Origin of the sequence: Krasilnikovia sp. MM14-A1259 (genome assembly GCF_047159535.1) — a bacterium.
In the GTDB taxonomy this organism is placed as follows: Bacteria; Actinomycetota; Actinomycetes; order Mycobacteriales; family Micromonosporaceae; genus Actinoplanes.
In genome coordinates, this window is the sequence record NZ_BAAGAJ010000002.1 from 2,087,037 (window position 1) to 2,103,963 (window position 16,927).

Genomic DNA, 16,927 nt, shown 5'->3' on the forward strand with positions numbered 1-16,927 from the left:
GCACCGCCAGAGCTACAGCGGTATGGGGGCCGCGTCGGGAGGAGTGCCGGGTGTCGGAGAACGTCGGTGTCAAAGTCGGGGCTCTGCTGCACCTGACTGGCGACAACCAGGAGTGGGCGTTTCGCGCCAGGGAGGCCAGCGGCGACGCCATCATTGTCGTCGCCGCCAACGGCAACGGCCGGTTCACGCCGCCGCTGCCGGGGACCGAGGTGCAGGTCTGTTGGAACCAGCCGCCGAGCCGTTACCTGGTCAGCGCGGTGTTCCGCGGTCCGGTCAGCCCAACCGCCGCGCAGTGGCGGCTGAAACTGACCGGTGAGCCGAAACCCAGTACCCGCCGCTCGTTCTTCCGCGGTGGCGGCGGCGAAGACATCAAGCTGCTGCCCGTGGGCACGCCGCAGCAGTGCGACGCCCGGGTGGTGAACCTCAGCGAAGGCGGGGTTCGCTTCCGATACGAGGACCTGCAACTGGTCGCGGGGGAAACCATCGACGCCGGGATCGCCCTCGGCGACACCGTGGTCGCGATCCGCGGTCCTGTCCTGTCCGCGAAGGAAACCGCGCGGGGCGAGTACGAGGCAGTGGTCATCTACGACCTCGGCGAGAACGAAAGCCAGCAGGTGCGCCGGTACCTCATGGCGTGGGAGCTGGAGCGGCGCCGTCGCGAACGTGACGACTGGTGACCTCTTCCGCCGCCCATCCACTCGTGACAAATGCTGGAGGCTTCCGTGTCGCACACGATCCCCACGCGTCCTGACGGCTGGCAACCGAGGAGTCGCGTCGTGGACGCGATCGTCGCGTACTACCGCGGCACTGCCAGCCGGTCCGGGCCGGCTGATGGCAGTGGCGAACTCGCCGCGCTGGCGGTGCTGGCAGCGGTGCTCGGTGTCGGGCTGCTGCAGATGACCGGATCCGTTCTCGCCGCGGTGCTCATCCCCCTGGTCACCGCCGGGACAGGCGCGCTCGTGGTGATCGGCACGTCCAAACCTGCCGGCCCGGCCCGCGGCGTCGACGTGTTCGCCTCTCGCGGCGGCGCAGGGTCGCTGCCGGCCGGATACCTGGTCAGCCCGGACGTGTGGGACCTCGGCATGGCACGGCGCACCGCCCGCGTGCCAGCGCCGCAACTCCAGGCGGCCGCCCTGCTGTGCCGGGACTTCCCGGGCTCCGTCGACAAACTGCTGGAGCTGGTCGCCACCGTCGACGCCCAAGGCACTCCCCCCGCCGTCTCCGACGACGAACGGACGCGACGGATCGTCCGCGAAGTGACGGCGGCGCAGCATCGCGCGCAGACACCGCAGCCGACCGCCGAGAAACCCAAGAACCTCCTGGCGTACGGCCCGCAACCGGCTGCCTTCCTGCAGTCCGGAGGCAAACCCGCCGAAACGCGCAGCCGCCGTTGACCGCCGCCGAGTACCTCTTTCCTGCGACCCTGCGCGGGTGGCGGGCCGAAGCACCGCCACCCGGGGCAGGGTCGCGATAACGGCACACCAGCGGATGTCCTCAGAATCGACTCCCTGTCAGCGTCGGCGCCGCGCATGGATGACATCGCCCCCTATGCAGAACTAGGAATAGCCGGTACCGTTGCCCGCCATGAGCACCCTGCGCATGACGACGCCGCGCCTGCTAGCGCTGCGCACTCTGCTGGAGGACCCGGAACGGGAACGCTACGGGCTGGAGCTGGCCACGCAGGCAGGCCTCGAGCCAGCCACCGTCTATCCGATCCTGGTCGCGTTCGAGACGGCCGGCTGGGTCTGCAGCCGCGCGGAGGACATCGACGCGCACGAGGCCGGACGCCCCCGACGCCGCTACTACCGGCTGACCGCCGCCGGTGTCACGGCCGCCCGCGACGCCATCGCGGCCCGTGAGCAGCGCAGCGCCCGCGGAGTCTCCCGGCGGCTGGCATGGTGAGCCGTGAGGTGTCCACGGCGCCCGCCATGCGGGGCGTCGAACCCGCCGTGGTGGCCGCCACGTCCCGGTTGCTGCCAGCCGGCTTCCGCGCCCGGCAGCAGGACGAATGGACCGCCGACCTGCTCGATCTGGCCGACGCCGGGCCGGCCGCGCGGTGGCGCTACCTGTTCGCCGCCGCATGGACGCTGCCCACGCTGCGCTCGTTCGCCCGGCGGGGAACCGCAGCCGGCAGCGCAGGACTGCACGCGGCCGTCCCGTCCGCCCGGCTGCAGCTGATCGCCCGGATCATGGTGGCGGGCATCGGCGTACCCGTCCTCGGCCTCGCGGTGACAGGCCTGCTGAACTGGGCAAGCTTCATGGGCTCCTGGCCCGACAGCGTGAAATGGCCGCTGTGGCTGCTCCTGGTGCTTCCCGCCGCCGTCCTCTGGGAAGGCGGCGCCTGTCTCGTCGTCTGGCTGGCCCTGCTAGCGACGATCATGGTTTCGTGGCAGCGCAGCATGCCCCTCCGGCAGCGACGCATCGTGCGGCTCGCCGGCCTCGCCACCGTCGTGGTCGTGAGCGGCGCCATCGCCCTCCAGGACATCGACGGCCGCGGCTGGCTCGGCACAGTGATCGGCGGCCTGTCCAGCACAGTCGGCACAGCAGCGACAACCGGGCTACTCGGCATGGCCGGCGTCATGCTGGCAGCACGATCCCGGACACTGAGCCGACGCCTGCGTGTCGTACTCGCCGTGGCCGGCGTCCTCGCCCTGGCAACCGTGGCCCTGCACCACACCCCAGTAGCCGACGTCATCTTGGGGCAGTTGGACAACTGAACCGCGACCTGTCCCTCATTCAATGGGCCCCACCGAGCCGGGAACCACCGAACCGAACCGGTCCGCCACTGACAATCGGCGACAGATCCGCGCTGACATTCACCCGGGAAAGGTCCAGTGGAGCGCCAGACCGCTCAGGCCGCAATTCGTCTCCGTCACGGAGCGCTGACCCGACAACACACTGCCATCGGCCATATCCGGACACCGTCGGTCCGGCTATCGTGACTGAATGTAGTCGACTGTCCCGGTCAGCTCGGCCACGAGATCGCTGCCAAACTCGCGGATGTCGATGGCTGCGGTGTACTCGATGGGGAACGCAGTTCTGCATTCGAAGCCGTGCCCCCGACATACGGTCCTGCGCCGCCGCCCATCGCCCATATCCCGTCACCTTCTGTCACCGAACGACCAAGACGCTCAAGACTCAGTGTCGCGCATGTCTTGGGACGGAAACGTCACGCATCAGACGGACTAGACATCGACCCCGACCGATCGTCGACCCCGACCGACCCGATTCGAGACTTCTGACCCGCGACTGCGTCGCGTGATGGTGGTCAGTCGCCCGGCGGAGGAGGGAATCTTGTCCTGGGTTTCGATGTTCATGGCGCAGACGAGGCCGCTGTGGCTGCAGGTATGCCCGCTGCCCCTTCGGCGGGCAGTAGTCCGGCATATCGGCTGACTGCCTAACCCAGTTCGGTGTTCGTACCATGCGGCACGACGAACGTCGAACCGTTCGTTGACATGCGGGAACGTCGATCATCCGGAGGGGCGAAATCCTGTGGTGGATGACTGTCCGGATGATCTACGTAAAGGACGGCAGGCCGGCTTCGTGGCGGGTAGAGCAAGGGGCACTACCGCGTTGTTCGTCACCGACCCAGGCCGGGACCTCCTACAGGTTGCTGGGCTCTTGAGGCAGCACGGCGACCTGAACTTTGGCGAAGCCCTTAAACGGGCGCAGAATCCTTCTCGACCAGTGTGGGATGACCTGACGAGCGAAAGCGCCGAACGGATCAGCCTTCTGCTCACCAACGCGGGGGCAACCGTGAATGTAAGGCCGAAGTCGAGACCTTCAAGGGCCCGCGACGTAACCGGCCGATGAGCCGCGAGAACTCCCGACCCGACCCTCTCCGGGACCGGTTCGCCGACATGAGCCGTCGGGACCTTTTGTGGATGTGGCTCCTCTACTCAGTTCTGCTCAGCCCCGCGTTGGTGGCCCTCTACACCGCAGGGCAATGGCTGCGGCCCGGCGTCGGGCCCAACTGGAGCGACGGGCTGGTTCAAGGCGTGCTGGGACCGCCAGTGTGCCTCGCGGTGCTGCGCCTGTTGGGGCGCTGGATTCGCCGCAGGCGGAGGACCCGGCGAGGATGATCGTGCGTCCTGAACCGTGACGAGATGGTTTCGAGACGGCATGCTCAGATCCGGGTTGGATTGATATGGCACGTACCAGAGGCAAGCAGGCGTCGGCATGGTTCGAGATCATGAAATCTGGCATATCTAGGCCGGGTCCAGTATCCCCGATCCGCAGAGCTGTTAAGGAGGCGCGGAGGTGACTCGCCTCCGCGCATCCTCGCGTCAACGGACTGGCGTCAGCCGGGGGACGGCGTCATGATCGACAACCTGGTCAGATGGGTAAGGTCGGCTGTTGGCGTCAGCTCCACGGTGGTCGCGCCGGCCGCCTTGTCCGCGGACACTCGCCCGATCGTGACAGCGCCAACCTGATTGCTGTGCTGGGACGGGTCGGGCATCATGACGCGGTTGGTCTCGGACACCTCGCCCCCTGCGGGGATGTTTTCCATGACCAGCTTTCCGCCCGTGCCACGTACAAAACCAGGAACATTACTGATATCCGTGTGCACCTGACCTGTGAATCCCGAGCTGGTGATGAGCTCGACAGTGGCTTGGCCACGGGCGGCATCGACCGCGGTGACGCGTCCGACCAGACCTGAGGCCACTACTGCTAGTTGCCCCGGCCGGACTCCCTGATCCTTCGGGTACGCCACCATCATCTGCTGGTCGGTCCTGCTGATCACCTCAGCGGATACGCCCCGCGCGTCGCCGTCAACACCGCCCTCGCCAGGTACCTCGAACACCTTCGTGAGGCTGGCGAACGGTCGCTTCGGCTTGATGAACCCCGCGATCGTCGTCGTCTGCGCGGTCGCAGCAGCGGTGGGGAACTCCGTCACAACAAGGCGGCTGGTAGGTTCGTCCGGGTTTTGAATCATTTCACTATCGACCGCGGTACTCGACACCCGGACCGCTGTCACGCCCGGCATCGCAACGGCGATGGCGTAGCTGCCCCCGGAGTCATTACTCGCCCCGCCGGTGGTTCCGGTCAGCCGAGGACTGACCAGACTGATCACCTGAGTCTTCACCGGGTCGGGCGCCGGCCGATCAACCCGCATCCGCAAGGCTTCTGCCCCACCGGGACCACCGGTGAAGAACGCCAACCGCGCATCGCCGTGCTTGTCGTATCCCTCCAAGACGACCACCGCCGAGCCCAAGCCTGGATCGTGCGTCGCGACCAGAGCCCGAACCGCAGTGTGCGGACCTGCCGAGTTGACCCGGTCCCAGACACTGGTCGCCTCCCGTACCAGGCCGACGTCCAGGTCTCCCACCGGCGACCAGCCCAGGAACGGGCCGTCCGGGGGCGATGCAGCAAGTTGCGGTGTGGACCCGAATCCGGCCACCCGAAACATCGTCACCAGCACCGCCAAGCACACTGCGGCCGCGGCCCCGGCGGTGATACGCCGCCGCCTGCGAAGCCGGCCTACCCGCCGCATGATCTGGCCCTCATAGCCCTCGGTCGGGGTGACCGGCTCGGCCAGATCCGCCAGACCGGCACGCAACTCGGTCGTGTCATGCATAGCGCACCTCTTGATCAGCAGCAGCGTCGGGCTCTACCCACCGCTTACGCAGAGTCTGCAGGCCCCTGGATGAAAGACTCTTGACCGTGCCCACCGAACAGCCCAGCGCGCGCGCCGTGTCCTGCTCGGACAAGTCCTCGTAGAAGCGCAGCACGACAGCGGCACGCTGCCGTGCCGGCAGCCCGTCCAACGCCCGGCGCAGCACGTCCCGCTGCTCCACCCCCACGTACTCGTCGCGCGCCTGGCTGTCCACCAGCCGACCCAAGGGCTGTTCCCACCAGGAGCGGCGCCGCCTGGCGGTCACGTAGGTATTGACCAGGACGCGCTGAACGTAGTGATCGATACCGTCTGATTGGTGCAGCCGAGGCCACGCCGCAACCGTCTTGGCCAACGTCGTCTGGACCAGATCCTCGGCCTTCCCCCGGTCCCCGCACAGCAGGAAGGCGGTCCGCAGCAGCGATCCGTACCGCGCCCGGACGAAGGCTGTCACCTGCTTATCCTCGCGATCGTGCATCAGCCCGCACCCTCAGTCCCAATCTCACGACCACTACTTACGCTCTTGACCCCAGCAAACGTTGCCGTGAATCCGGAACTGTTTGACGATCGATTATCTCGACCGGCCCGCCGTGACGGCGATGGGCAGAAGGAGAGGCCCAGTGGCGTGCAGGCCGAGCCGTAGAACATGGGCTTGGCCCATCTCGGCGACTGGACCACCAAGACGCATTTGACGGGTGTGAGCGGGGCCACAAACCGGCGCCATGGCGGGAACCGCGGAAAGGCGGCGGCGGTCCACAGTTCATCCCCCGCGCTGGCCAAGGTGCGTGTCGTCCGGACGGTAACGCCGGCCGCAGTGGTTGGGATCCGATCCTCCTGACTCCAGGCGTCCAGTCTTTGCCCCTGACCGAACACACCGCCATCGAGATCGGCACATGGCCCGGAAGCCTCGCCGCCCGGCACGTCGTCCACGAGGCCGCCACCGTGCGCGGGGTCGTAGTGACCCGCTCCCCCGAAACCTACGAAGGACTCAAAGTCCCCCTGCTCATCGTCTAACAACGCACGAAGCCATCCTGGCCCGCACGACCCCCAGGCCGTTGGGATAGACGTTTCCGCACGTCAAAGCCCAATGCCACCCGTTCAAATGCGGGCGACCGCACGCGGGTCGAGCACGGCCGCGAACGACGTGTGGTCCCCAAATGGTCCCCACCGGTCCCCCGCTTCCGCTCGCGGGTTAAGGGGACACGCCTGGCCGACATGTCCCCCTGGGCTTCCCCCGGCGGTGTGGACACCCTGAAACTGGATCTTGAGTCCAGAGGAAAGGGGTGTCCCCGTTGGGGAGGCCATCGAAGTACACGCAAGAGTTCCGGGCCGATGCGGTAGAGCTGGTGCGCTCGTCCGGCCGGCCGATCAACGAGGTTGCCCGCGAGTTGGGCCTGAGTCACGAGACGCTGCGCAACTGGGTCCGCAAGGACGAGCAGGCAGCGGGCGCGGGTTCGGCGGGTGCCAGGTTGTCGGTGGCGGACAAGGACGCTGAGATCGCCCGGCTGCGCCGTGAGGTGGCCGAGTTGCGGCAGGAGAAGGAGATCCTGCGCAAGGCCGCCGCGTTTTTCGCGAAGGAGATGGATCGGTGACCAGCCGCTTCCGGTTCATCTCCACCCACCGTGGGGAGCACGGCGTGAAGCGGTTGTGCCGGGTCCTGGCGGTGTCGCGCTCCGGGTTCTACCGGTGGGCCGCCGCCGCACCCGGCCGGGCCGCGCGGACCGCCGCCGAGGACGCGCTGGCCGCCGCGATCACCACGGTGCACACCGCCTCGGGCGGCGCCTACGGCTCACCGAGGGTCACCGTCGAACTGCGCGAGCAAGGTCTGCGGGTCAACCGCAAACGGGTCGAGCGCATCATGCGTCAGCGTGCGGTGGTCGGCCGGCACCTGCGCCGGCGTAAACGGACCACGATCCCGGACCTGGCCGCGGCGCCGGTGCCAGACCTGCTCGGTCGCGACTTCACCGCCCCTGCACCGGATCAGCGGTGGTGCGGCGACATTACCTATCTGCGGGTCGGGGATCGATTCATCTACCTGGCCACCGTCATCGACATCCACTCCCGGCGGCTGCTCGGCTGGTCCATCAACTCTCACATGCGCGCCGAGCTGGTCATCGACGCTTTGCACGCGGCGGTCGCGGCTCGCGGACACCGCGTCCACGGCGTGGTGTTCCACTCCGACCGCGGCAGCCAATACGGCAGCACCGCCTTCGCGGACGCCTGCCGCCGCTACGGGGTACGCCGGTCGAGGGGCCGGATCGGGTCGTCGTTCGACAACGCCCTGGCCGAGGCGTTCTTCGCGTCGCTCAAACGCGAACTCGACGTCGACAGGCGCCGCTGGGCCTGCGAGGCCGATGCCCGCCGCGACGTGTTCCGCTGGATCGCGTTCTACAACCATCGCCGCCGGCACTCCGCCCTCGGTTACCGCAGCCCCGCCGACTACGAACAAACCCCCGACCCGGCTACGCTGCTCCAAGTCGCGGCATAACCCGGTGTCCACACCCCGGGGGGAAGCTCACCCCACACTGCCAGGGGGCACTCGGCCAAGATCACTGAACTGCGAAGCGTTGACCAGCCCGGACGTAGGTCAGCTTCCCGTGATTCCCCGCCACTCCCCTTCAGCGACCGGCCCATCTGGCACGGAACTGACACGTCGTCTGCCCTCACTTGATTCACTCATCCGGTTCCGACAACGGACGCCGGTGCGCGCTCATCCACGCTTCCACGTCTTGGGCAAGCCAGACCTTGCCCTGGGCCAACTCAGCGATGGGCTTCGGGAAGTCGCCTCGGATGGTGATCTGGTACGTCCGTTGTCGGCTGACGCCGCCGAGCCGGACCCGGATTTCCTCGGCCCCCATGAAATGAAGTCGCATGCCTACCACGCATACGACAATAGGCACCCGACCACCTTGCGCCAAGGCCCAACCACTCCAGGTCGGGCATGCCCCACGCCGTCGTAGAACTCGTCCGGCTCTGTCGCGTCTCGGCCGAGACCATCTTTGGCGGTTGCTATCACGGTTGCTGTCGATGGGGGCTTGCATGCCGCGGCGCCGCGTTCTGGATGTCCGGAACTGGGCGCCATGGCGGCGGCTTGGGCTGGGTCGTCTGCGCCTCAGGCGCTACTCGGGGGTCGCCCCCGTGAAGCTTGCCGTCGGCGACGAAAACCTCCAGCGCAACCGGAGTCCCGTCGGCGCGCCGAACCTGAAGTTGCTCGAACTCCACCACGCCCTCGATACAGTAAGCAACCGACTCACCGTCCTCCTCGCGACCGCACTCGTTAAACCAGTAGAGGCTGTGCCTCGCTGGCGTCGATGCCCAGACGATGTCCAGGCTGACGTGAGCCGGCCAGTCACTAATCAACTCAGGATCATCCAGAAAGCGCCAGCCATACATCGAGCCATGCCAGGACGCGGACGCCAAGAACTCGTCCACCGACTCCAGGTCTGACAACGGCACCACCGGTCCGTAGGCATACTGCCCGATCCGGTCGCGACGCAGCAGCACCCGTACCCGTGCCGGCTCCGACAGAACGAGCATCCTGCGGGTGTCCACATCCACCGGCCCGTACTCCGGTACAGCGAGGACATGTAGCAGCAGCACAATGCTCCCGGACCACTCCTGCACGCCGACCACGTCGGACTCGTTGAGCGCGATGTCAATCTCTCGACGCCAGGACTCGTCCATCACCACCCTTTCGATCATGAGTCTCGATCTTCTCACTGCCCGGCGGCATAGACCTGCGAATCAGGAACACGCCCGGTCACCGACAGTTGTTCGGGGCTGAGAAACTTGAGGCATGGCCCAACAGCCGACCACACCAGTTCCGGTCAGCGAACCAGCGCTTCTAGCGACCTATGCCATGGTTACTGCGCGCCGCACATCGTTCGACACGATGATGTGGCAGGTTCCAGCGCTCGCCACGGCGGGACAAGCATTTCTCCTTGCTACGGCGCTTGGAGCCAGCACTGGACGTGGCGCCCGTCTGGTAGCCGCCCTGCTAGCCCTTACCCTGGCCGGCTTGTCGGCTCAGCTCATGACCAAATACCGCACGCTCGAAAACAGAGACAGCAGGATGGCTGAGCAGATTGAGCGCCGAATCGGGATAGATCAGGTGCTTGGCGTTGCGCCGAGTGCGTCCGTCCAAGAGCGGCTCGGGGAAGGCCAACCATGGTGGGTGCGCCTATCTTCATTCAGGGTGTGGTTACTAGGGCTGGGCCTCTTCGCGGCCGCTGATCTAGCGGCCGTGTTCGCTGTCGCTACAGGTGTCCGGCTCCTCGGATAACGGGACAGGCGTATCGGACTAACCCTTCGTCCCGAACGTATGATCATGGCAGCCTGGCCAGCAGAGGAACCGTGACTGACCTGCTAGAACCTTCCACAGGAGTCCACGAACGTCCGGCCTTGTTCTGCTCGGTTGTCACTCAGTTCGTCACCCATGCGGTAACTCGGACGGCGTTGCCCTCCGTAACCCCGGGTGTCCGACGGCGGGCTTCCACACTGGCCCCCTCAGGCTGCTTCACCTGGCAGACTGCTGAACGTGCGCTTGATCGACGCTGCTGGCCACGGAGTGGACCTACGTGTCACCGGATACCAGTTCCCAGACGCCGAGGACCTCGCCCAGCGACATAGCTGGCACATGGTGGAGGGAACGGCAACCAGCCCAGAAGGCTCCTGGACTTTCCGGTATCCCGCCCTGACCTGCGACGACTCGCAATACGTCGCGAGATGGCTTCGGACCACCGCCCTCCGTGAATCCTCCTGGCCAAACACCGAGGCCGCACCGACGGTTCCCGCCAGCCTGGCCTTCACCGAGCCCAACCTGACCATGGCCGCAAGCGACTACGCGCCCGATTTGGTCACTCTGGACATCGGTCTCGATCTAGAGTTCTCCCCGCCGTGGCGGCACCGAGACCGGGCCGGTACACCCTTCGTCATCCGCACCCGTCTAACCCATCAGCAGCTTGAACGAGCCGCAGATGACTGGGAACAAGAGATCGCTCCGTATCCCAACCACTGAACGGATCCAGGCTGGAGTTTGGTGAATGAGCTACTACTTCAAAGTTGCCGGCGAAACCGTCTGGAATCCTGCCCTTCGCATTGCACAGTGGTACCTCTCTTTTGCGGAGAGGGCAGGCGAACTCGTTCAACGCCCGACCGGTTTGGCGCCGTCAAATGACGATACGTGCACAATCGAAGTAGAAGTCTTTCAGCAGTTTGTCGAGGCTATGCTTGAATGCTATGCATCGACACGTCACCCCGTCCAACATGGCCTAATGCGAGGCGTCCTGCTCGCTTCACTGGTTGTATTGAAGCGCGGGGGCGTTGCGCTTGATCCCAAATCCGAGAGGGCCGCGTCTCTGATGGGAGAGGTGGAAACCTTCGCCCGCGCCATGTGAGCACAGCGAGTCGGTGACCGGTGCTGCGACGCGCGAACAGATGAGGGCAGGCCACCGTTGAAGAGGTCACAATGCCACCAAATCTCGTAGAGTTATTGAAAAGCCTCGGACTTCGTTCGTCCTCGGATCTGTTCGCGCAGTCCGTTGGTCGTCTCGGGCATTCATTCGAGGCCGTCCGGCAGTTGCAGGCGCATCCCACAAGATTCATCGATGTTTCTTTTGCTCGTGGCGACGAAGTGCGGTCATGGCTTTCGGCGTTGGTGGCTGGCGAGCCGCCGTCAGTGCTCGTCGTGTGGTTGGCCGACCGCACGGCTGCGGAAATGCCTTTCCCTGTACTATTAGAAAGATATGACGACCTGTGGTATCCATCGATGGATGATGTGGCGGTCATCTTCCCGGACGGCGGGTTGCTATTGATGGACCACGAGGAGAGGTTTTGCTTCGGTCGTGTCGTTACCGCGGCTTGAGCCACAGAGTCGGGGTCCGGTGCGGCGGCGCGCGACCTGATGAGGGCAGGCCACCGGCCTGCCCTCTGACTACCTACCCGAGGGTCGCAGAGGCTCCGAGGTCAAGGGCGGCCGCAGGCCGTCGCTTGCGACGCGTAGCGCCCTTAAGCTCGGAGGGGCGGCCCGGACACAATGCGCGCCGCCGTGCACGGCGCCGACGTCCGCAACCCGCCCCACGGCCTGGCGTGGCAGTTCGCCGCGGCCCGAACCCGCTATCCCACGCCAGCCGACGGGCGCCAGCGTGGACGGCCCGACCGACCAAGGGAGGGACGGCCACGCGCCCTGGCGGCGGCGTGAGCGGCCCGTTTCGGGCCGCATTTAAGACGTACAGAAAGTTTGAACCGGATTCGAGCCCGACAATGATGTTGACCCGTTTGACCCGTTTGACCCGTTTGATGTTGATCGATGTTGATCGATGTTGATCGCGATGTTGATCGCGGCACGCGACACGCGCAGCGCGCAGCGTGTCCTCCGACAGGTGATGTGCGACAGTCGTCCGCCAGGTGACCTGCGACAGATGAGAGCACGGATCGTGGCATAAGAATCGATCGAGGCACGACCGGACCACGTTGCCGCAGACCATCGGCAAGCGCTCATCCGCTGATCTCCGGGAGCCCGCGCAGGCGTCGCTGCTCTGCGACCTTGGCGAGCAGAGACGCACGGATGGCCGGAGACGCCCCGCTCGGATACCACGCCTCGGCCTGTTGTCCAGTCATCCCATCGGCGGTTGTGAGCGCGGCGTCAGCTTCGTCGTACTGTTCCAAAATGATGTAGGTCGCGGCTTGCAGGTACAGCCATCGCGCGCCGTCGGAATCCGCGGCCCGCTCCCCACAGAAACGGCGGAAGCCTTCCAAGGAACCATAGATGCTGAGCAGCGGCAGGACATCGGTCCGGATCTTCTCTGCCACAGCAAGCATGTATTCTTCCGCGTCCGAAATCCGCGAGAAGTATCCCCACGCCTGGGTCTGCTGCACCTCAGGAAGACACTCCCAGCCGTCTATCGGCACGTACAGCGGATGTAGCACGACGGCGAGGCCGTGGACGTGGCGTACGACCCCGCAGGCGATCAGATCGATCGGTGCGACCATCGCGGCATCCTCGAGGACCAACCAGCGCCCGGGAAGCTCAGGAAGCACGTATCGCCTGAAGGCCGCCTGCCACACCGGACGGTTGCGCACCAGGACAGGCTTCTCGCCGTCCGGGCCGGACCAGGCGATGCCAAGGGCGTTGAGCCACGGCGCGAAGGGCTCGCCGATGATGCCTAGATCCTGGTGTGAACGGCGGGCATGGCGGCCGGCGGCGCGAATCTGTCCGAGCGGAACCCCATACAGTCGCGCCAGCGCCGACCTCGCCGACGGCCCGTCCACCAGCCTGCCCGAGAAGCGGCCCCGCTCCCATCCGATTGTCGGCAGGTCCGTCCGCCATGGTCGACCCGCCCGGTAGGGCCACAGACCCAAGAGCTTCGGATAGATGTACTTGTGGTGCACCCGCTCCACGCGACCGTCCCGAGTCGCCAGAACAATGTGCTCCGCGCCGTACTCATCATGATCAAGTGCAACAAGCGCCCGGATGACCACACCTGTACGCCGCATCAGAAACACGACGATATCTGGGAGGAAGTCGTAGTTCGATCCGTCGGTGTTCAGCTCGATCCGCCGTCCCTGACCGGCGTCGTAAGAGCGGGCATACAACTTGTCCGGCGCGTCCCCGCAATCCTCGTCATCGATCGCCTTCAGAATCGCGTCCACGGCGGCCTTGTCCGGGACGTCGATCCAGGCGATGCCCCCATACGACGCCATAGCCACCTCCGCAGATGCCTACATCGACCATAGGACTGGCCGGTGCGCCGGCGGGCAGCTTCTCCCCCGAACCATCCCATTGGGACCAGCACTAGAATTCAGTTAGGCACATACTGCCTTTCGTTCGCCGCACTGACTTCAGTCAGATCCGTGCGCAGGCCAGACCCGCGCGCTCCCCCCTCAGAAACTCGGCGCAGGTTTCTAGACCCGTCGCGCATCAGTTGGCGGACATGTTTCGCGCCTCAGTCGACGAAGGACAGCGCAGCGCGCAGCGAGCGTGGTTTTGTTCGCGAGTTCGGGGTTCTGTCCCACGAAGAGTGATCGAGGTATTTCATTGTCACTGACTGCGTGACGACGTGCGCCGTACGCGGTAGGCATGTCGACAAACACAGGGCTGGCTGACCGAACGTGGCCTCGAACTGCGCCAGCTCGAACGCGACGCCGCACCGTCAGCGCAACAGCACTGGCATCAACCTGTCATCAGCACCGACATCAACGATCGGGCCACAGGACCACCACCAGGGCCCGGCCCGTGCGGGTGTCCGGCCCCAGACGGTCAGCACCACCCCGGCCGGCGCGGGCGATGCGTAGCGGGTCGGCACCGGTGCGGTAGGTCTCGGTGGCGAAGCCGCGGCGCAGGCTGTGGCCGACCAGGCGGCGGCCGGGTCGAGACCGGCGGCGCGGGCAGTGCGCGCCACGACCAGGGCGACGGCCTGGCCGGTAAGGCCGCCGTCGGGCTGCCACGGCCGGTGGGGGTGCGGCCGAGCCGGTCGATCCCCAGCAACAGCGGCCGGTCATGAGGCCGTGCGCGGCGAGCACGGTCAGCCAGGCCTGCGCGGTGCGCGCCCGGCGCGGAGGGCGATGTGCGCGGCGCGCAAGTGGTGGGGTCGATCAGGGACATGATGGTGGTGCTCGTCTGTGCAGGAGTAGCGGGTGCGAGCGTCGGTTGGCTCGGTTGAGCGCCCTGTCGCTCAGCAGAATGCCGCCCCGCGGCACGCCTGGCCATATGAGACTACACCAGCGAATAGAGGACGAATGCGAGCGGATGCTTGGCAGCGAGCCGTCAACCGCCACGTCATCCCACAGTTGCCTGGGACCTGGGGGGTAAAGGGTGGAATACTTTACCGAAAGCCAATTGAATGGCTTCTTTGCGGAGTTGTGATGAGCAATGTCGCTACGTCGAAGAAGTTTCGAATATCTGCCCTGGTGCAATTCCTGGCGACGCCGAATGAATATGTCTCTGGACCGCATCTGCAGCGCCTAGGGCACGGCGTCGGTGCGGCGATCTGGGAAGTGCCAACCACCGAGGCGGAAACGGAGGAGACGATGAACGACGTCGCCGGACTGACTCGCGACAAGGCCATCCCTTACTTCGACCAAGTCGGTACGCTCTCGACATTTGCGGCTGACGCGCAGGCGCGCGCAGCAGAGGAACCATCGAACATGCACTATCAGGAGGCACTGTTCGCTGTCCGGCTCATCACCGGCGATGTTCCCGGAGCGCTCCTCACCGCAGCGGAGGTGAGGTCAGCCCTCACCACAACGGACGAGCCGTGGAAAATCGTCTTGAAAGCTAGAGTTGCAGAAGTGGCCGACGCTGCCCGACAAGACCCAGACCGAGCCGTCGACGTTCTGCGGACCTACGCCGATCACACGCTCACGGCCTTGCGTCTTCCGAAGGCGAAATAATCGGCTCGACGAAATCTCCATGATCGAAGGAAAGGTCATTGGCCTGCCGATCGGCGGCCGTGACGATTCAGACCGCCGTGAACCACGCGATGTCGGGTACGCCCATCGCACGGTCAGGCCGTGTCCGGCCCCGCCCGTAGCGTCGGAGCCGCGATGGTGAACCGGCGGTAATACGTAGGTGCACCAAGGTACGTGCCGGACTCCCCCCGCTCGATCTCCCGCATACCCAGACGCTGAAGTATCCGTACCGATGCCGGGTTGGCGGCCCACGCCTCGGCCCAGATCTCGTGGAGCCCCAAGTCGGTGAAGCCGTGGTCCAGAGCTGCCTGGGCGGCCTGCGCGCCGAGCCCATGGCCCCATCGCCGGGAGTCGCCGATCACGAAGCCGAGCTCGCGTCGCTGCGGCTCGGGGCCCTGGAGGACGACGTAGCCGACGAGTTCGCCGTCGTGGACGACGCCCAGCCGGACCAGCCCGTTCGGCGGTTCGGCGATGAGGCGGCTCTGGAACCGCTGATGCTCCGCCAGCGGCAGATCGGGCGACCATTCTGCGGCGGCGCAGAACCGCTCGTCGAGCGACCATGAGGCGAGGATCCCGGCGTCAGAGACTTCCAGCGGCCGAAGCTGAACAGCGGGGTCGAACGGCACGGCAACAAGGCTAAGGGTCCGTCCCAGATGGTTGGGCTCTCGCCCGAGCTGGGATCCTGGTTGAGTCACGAGGTTCGTTGATGACACGGAGCCGGGCATCCAGATTTCCGGGGCGCCGGACCGGGGCCGTCTGCGCCACCGGACGATCACGCTACGCGCCCGGCGGCAGGGCGGTATCGTCGCCTCACTCCGCCGAATTCACGGCAGGCCCCACTCTCCAAACAATGATCGGCCACACCTGTCGCTGCGACCGTCTGGGCTCTGTCGCCCAGCAGAATGCCGCCCCCTGCCGGGACATATCAGTATCTATAGATCACGCACGGATCACGCAAACGTCCACAAGGAACATGAAAAAGGCTCTGATCTGGCATCAAATGCCTGATCAGAGCCTTGATCAAGTGTGCGCCGCGTAGGACTTGAACCTACAACCCGCGGATTAAGAGTCCGCGATCATGAGTGTCGCCTGCTACTTTGCGATGTCAATTTGTGCTGTCTCATACCAGTCTATTGCCAAATCGACCCCGGCGGTCTGCCGATTCATGCCGACAGGTGCCGTCCTGCGCCAGAACCGTCGATCACGCATGGATCACGGGTTCCACCCCTGGACGGCGCCGATTGCGGCATCCGGATCTGGCCGATGTGAGGGCGACGTTGACCCACCGGCGGAAATCAAGCTGGAGAGTGTCGGATCTGCCGGATGCCGTTCGTAGCGTATGCAGAGACGGACATCGGGTCCGGAAGATCAGAAGGAGCGGACATGCCCGAGTACCTCATCTACTTCAATCAGCAGTGGGTGGGTGACCACACCGAGGAGTGGTTCCGCGGGCGCGGTCCACTCGCCAGGGCGGTCGTTGACGAGATCAAGGCCGCCGGGGCGTTCGTCTTCGCTGGGGGCCTGGAAGAAGAGGACGGTCCGGTCTTCAGCGCAGACGCCACCAGCGGTGCGATCGTCTTCACCGACGGGCCCTATGTCGAGACCAAAGAATTCCTGGGTGGCCTGACCATCGTGAACGTGCCGGATGAGGACACCGCCCGGATGTGGGCCGGCAAGATCGCGGAGGCATGCGGCTGGCCGCAGGAGGTTCGCCGGTTCAAGCCCCAGCGCATCTTGCAGGGATGAGATCGTCACTCGTCGACTGAAGCGTGGCCAGCGCCGGGGTAACGTCGCTGCGCTACCGCCCAGCATTCGAAGAGGCCCGGCTCCGGGGCGGCCAGAAATGTGCCGCCCCAGAGCGCGCGGCTGGGGGTCGTGCTGGGGTCAGCGCTATCAATGCGGTTG

17 protein-coding genes and 1 tRNA gene are annotated in these 16,927 nt (G+C 65.8%); 11 read left to right on the plus strand and 7 right to left on the minus strand.

Annotated elements, in window-relative coordinates:
* Nucleotides 1–50 precede the first annotated feature (50 nt).
* The 4 genes from ACMCNK_RS09045 to ACMCNK_RS09060 all read left to right on the plus strand — a co-directional run bounded on the left by ACMCNK_RS09045 (nt 51) and on the right by ACMCNK_RS09060 (nt 2,717).
* On the plus strand, nt 51–677 hold the full coding sequence (locus ACMCNK_RS09045) for a PilZ domain-containing protein (protein ID WP_412735950.1): 627 nt from the start codon (nt 51–53) through the stop codon (nt 675–677).
* 99 nt (nt 678–776) lie between these two features.
* A complete protein-coding gene (locus tag ACMCNK_RS09050; RefSeq protein WP_412735951.1) occupies nt 777–1,394 on the plus strand; it encodes a hypothetical protein in 618 nt (205 codons plus the stop codon).
* 190 nt (nt 1,395–1,584) lie between these two features.
* A complete protein-coding gene (locus ACMCNK_RS09055; RefSeq protein ID WP_412735952.1) occupies nt 1,585–1,902 on the plus strand; it encodes a PadR family transcriptional regulator in 318 nt (105 codons plus the stop codon).
* Between the two features lie 8 nt (nt 1,903–1,910).
* A complete protein-coding gene (locus ACMCNK_RS09060; protein ID WP_412735953.1) occupies nt 1,911–2,717 on the plus strand; it encodes a hypothetical protein in 807 nt (268 codons plus the stop codon).
* 1,583 nt (nt 2,718–4,300) lie between these two features.
* On the opposite strand, the gene ACMCNK_RS09065 is transcribed toward ACMCNK_RS09060, so the two are convergent.
* Nucleotides 4,301–5,578: a rod shape-determining protein MreC gene (locus ACMCNK_RS09065; protein ID WP_412735954.1), complete on the minus strand. Its 1,278-nt coding sequence runs from the start codon at nt 5,576–5,578 to the stop codon at nt 4,301–4,303.
* The gene (locus ACMCNK_RS09070; protein WP_412735955.1) at nt 5,571–6,092 is read right to left on the minus strand and encodes a SigE family RNA polymerase sigma factor; all 522 of its coding nucleotides are present in this window, start codon (nt 6,090–6,092) and stop codon (nt 5,571–5,573) included. The genes ACMCNK_RS09065 and ACMCNK_RS09070 overlap by 8 nt, the downstream gene beginning before the upstream one ends.
* 377 nt (nt 6,093–6,469) lie before the next feature.
* On the opposite strand from ACMCNK_RS09070, the gene ACMCNK_RS09075 reads away from it, so the two are divergent.
* Together ACMCNK_RS09075 and ACMCNK_RS09080 are read left to right on the plus strand one after the other, a co-directional pair.
* Nucleotides 6,470–6,628: a hypothetical protein gene (locus ACMCNK_RS09075; protein WP_412735956.1), complete on the plus strand. Its 159-nt coding sequence runs from the start codon at nt 6,470–6,472 to the stop codon at nt 6,626–6,628.
* Nucleotides 6,629–6,906: 278 nt separating this feature from the next.
* A protein-coding gene (locus tag ACMCNK_RS09080; protein WP_412735957.1) for an IS3 family transposase occupies nt 6,907–8,102 on the plus strand; the annotation gives its coding sequence in 2 pieces (ribosomal slippage) (nt 6,907–7,185 and nt 7,188–8,102; 1,194 coding nt in all).
* A 184-nt stretch (nt 8,103–8,286) separates the two neighbouring features.
* On the opposite strand, the gene ACMCNK_RS09085 is transcribed toward ACMCNK_RS09080, so the two are convergent.
* On the minus strand, nt 8,287–8,472 hold the full coding sequence (locus tag ACMCNK_RS09085; RefSeq protein ID WP_412740788.1) for a DNA-binding protein: 186 nt from the start codon (nt 8,470–8,472) through the stop codon (nt 8,287–8,289).
* A gap of 154 nt (nt 8,473–8,626) precedes the next feature.
* Nucleotides 8,627–9,316, minus strand: coding sequence for a hypothetical protein (locus ACMCNK_RS09090; RefSeq protein ID WP_412735958.1), 690 nt, complete (start codon nt 9,314–9,316; stop codon nt 8,627–8,629).
* An 835-nt stretch (nt 9,317–10,151) separates the two neighbouring features.
* Between ACMCNK_RS09090 and ACMCNK_RS09095 the strand changes: the two genes are divergently transcribed.
* The 3 genes from ACMCNK_RS09095 to ACMCNK_RS09105 all read left to right on the plus strand — a co-directional run bounded on the left by ACMCNK_RS09095 (nt 10,152) and on the right by ACMCNK_RS09105 (nt 11,477).
* On the plus strand, nt 10,152–10,631 hold the full coding sequence (locus tag ACMCNK_RS09095; RefSeq protein WP_412735959.1) for a hypothetical protein: 480 nt from the start codon (nt 10,152–10,154) through the stop codon (nt 10,629–10,631).
* A 25-nt stretch (nt 10,632–10,656) separates the two neighbouring features.
* The gene (locus ACMCNK_RS09100) at nt 10,657–11,010 is read left to right on the plus strand and encodes a DUF6086 family protein (protein ID WP_412735960.1); all 354 of its coding nucleotides are present in this window, start codon (nt 10,657–10,659) and stop codon (nt 11,008–11,010) included.
* A gap of 71 nt (nt 11,011–11,081) precedes the next feature.
* Nucleotides 11,082–11,477, plus strand: coding sequence for a hypothetical protein (locus tag ACMCNK_RS09105; protein WP_412735961.1), 396 nt, complete (start codon nt 11,082–11,084; stop codon nt 11,475–11,477).
* A gap of 632 nt (nt 11,478–12,109) precedes the next feature.
* On the opposite strand, the gene ACMCNK_RS09110 is transcribed toward ACMCNK_RS09105, so the two are convergent.
* A complete protein-coding gene (locus tag ACMCNK_RS09110; RefSeq protein ID WP_412735962.1) occupies nt 12,110–13,315 on the minus strand; it encodes a hypothetical protein in 1,206 nt (401 codons plus the stop codon).
* Nucleotides 13,316–14,476: 1,161 nt separating this feature from the next.
* Here ACMCNK_RS09110 and ACMCNK_RS09115 point away from each other — a divergent pair.
* Nucleotides 14,477–15,004 (plus strand): hypothetical protein, encoded by a 528-nt coding sequence (locus ACMCNK_RS09115; RefSeq protein ID WP_412735963.1) that lies wholly within the window; start codon nt 14,477–14,479, stop codon nt 15,002–15,004.
* 113 nt (nt 15,005–15,117) lie between these two features.
* On the opposite strand, the gene ACMCNK_RS09120 is transcribed toward ACMCNK_RS09115, so the two are convergent.
* Together ACMCNK_RS09120 and ACMCNK_RS09125 are read right to left on the minus strand one after the other, a co-directional pair.
* The gene (locus tag ACMCNK_RS09120; protein WP_412735964.1) at nt 15,118–15,648 is read right to left on the minus strand and encodes a GNAT family N-acetyltransferase; all 531 of its coding nucleotides are present in this window, start codon (nt 15,646–15,648) and stop codon (nt 15,118–15,120) included.
* Nucleotides 15,649–16,049: 401 nt separating this feature from the next.
* Nucleotides 16,050–16,175: transfer RNA gene (locus tag ACMCNK_RS09125), tRNA-Lys, on the minus strand.
* A 230-nt stretch (nt 16,176–16,405) separates the two neighbouring features.
* On the opposite strand from ACMCNK_RS09125, the gene ACMCNK_RS09130 reads away from it, so the two are divergent.
* Nucleotides 16,406–16,768 (plus strand): YciI family protein, encoded by a 363-nt coding sequence (locus tag ACMCNK_RS09130; protein WP_412735965.1) that lies wholly within the window; start codon nt 16,406–16,408, stop codon nt 16,766–16,768.
* The last annotated feature ends 159 nt before the right edge of the window (nt 16,769–16,927 follow it).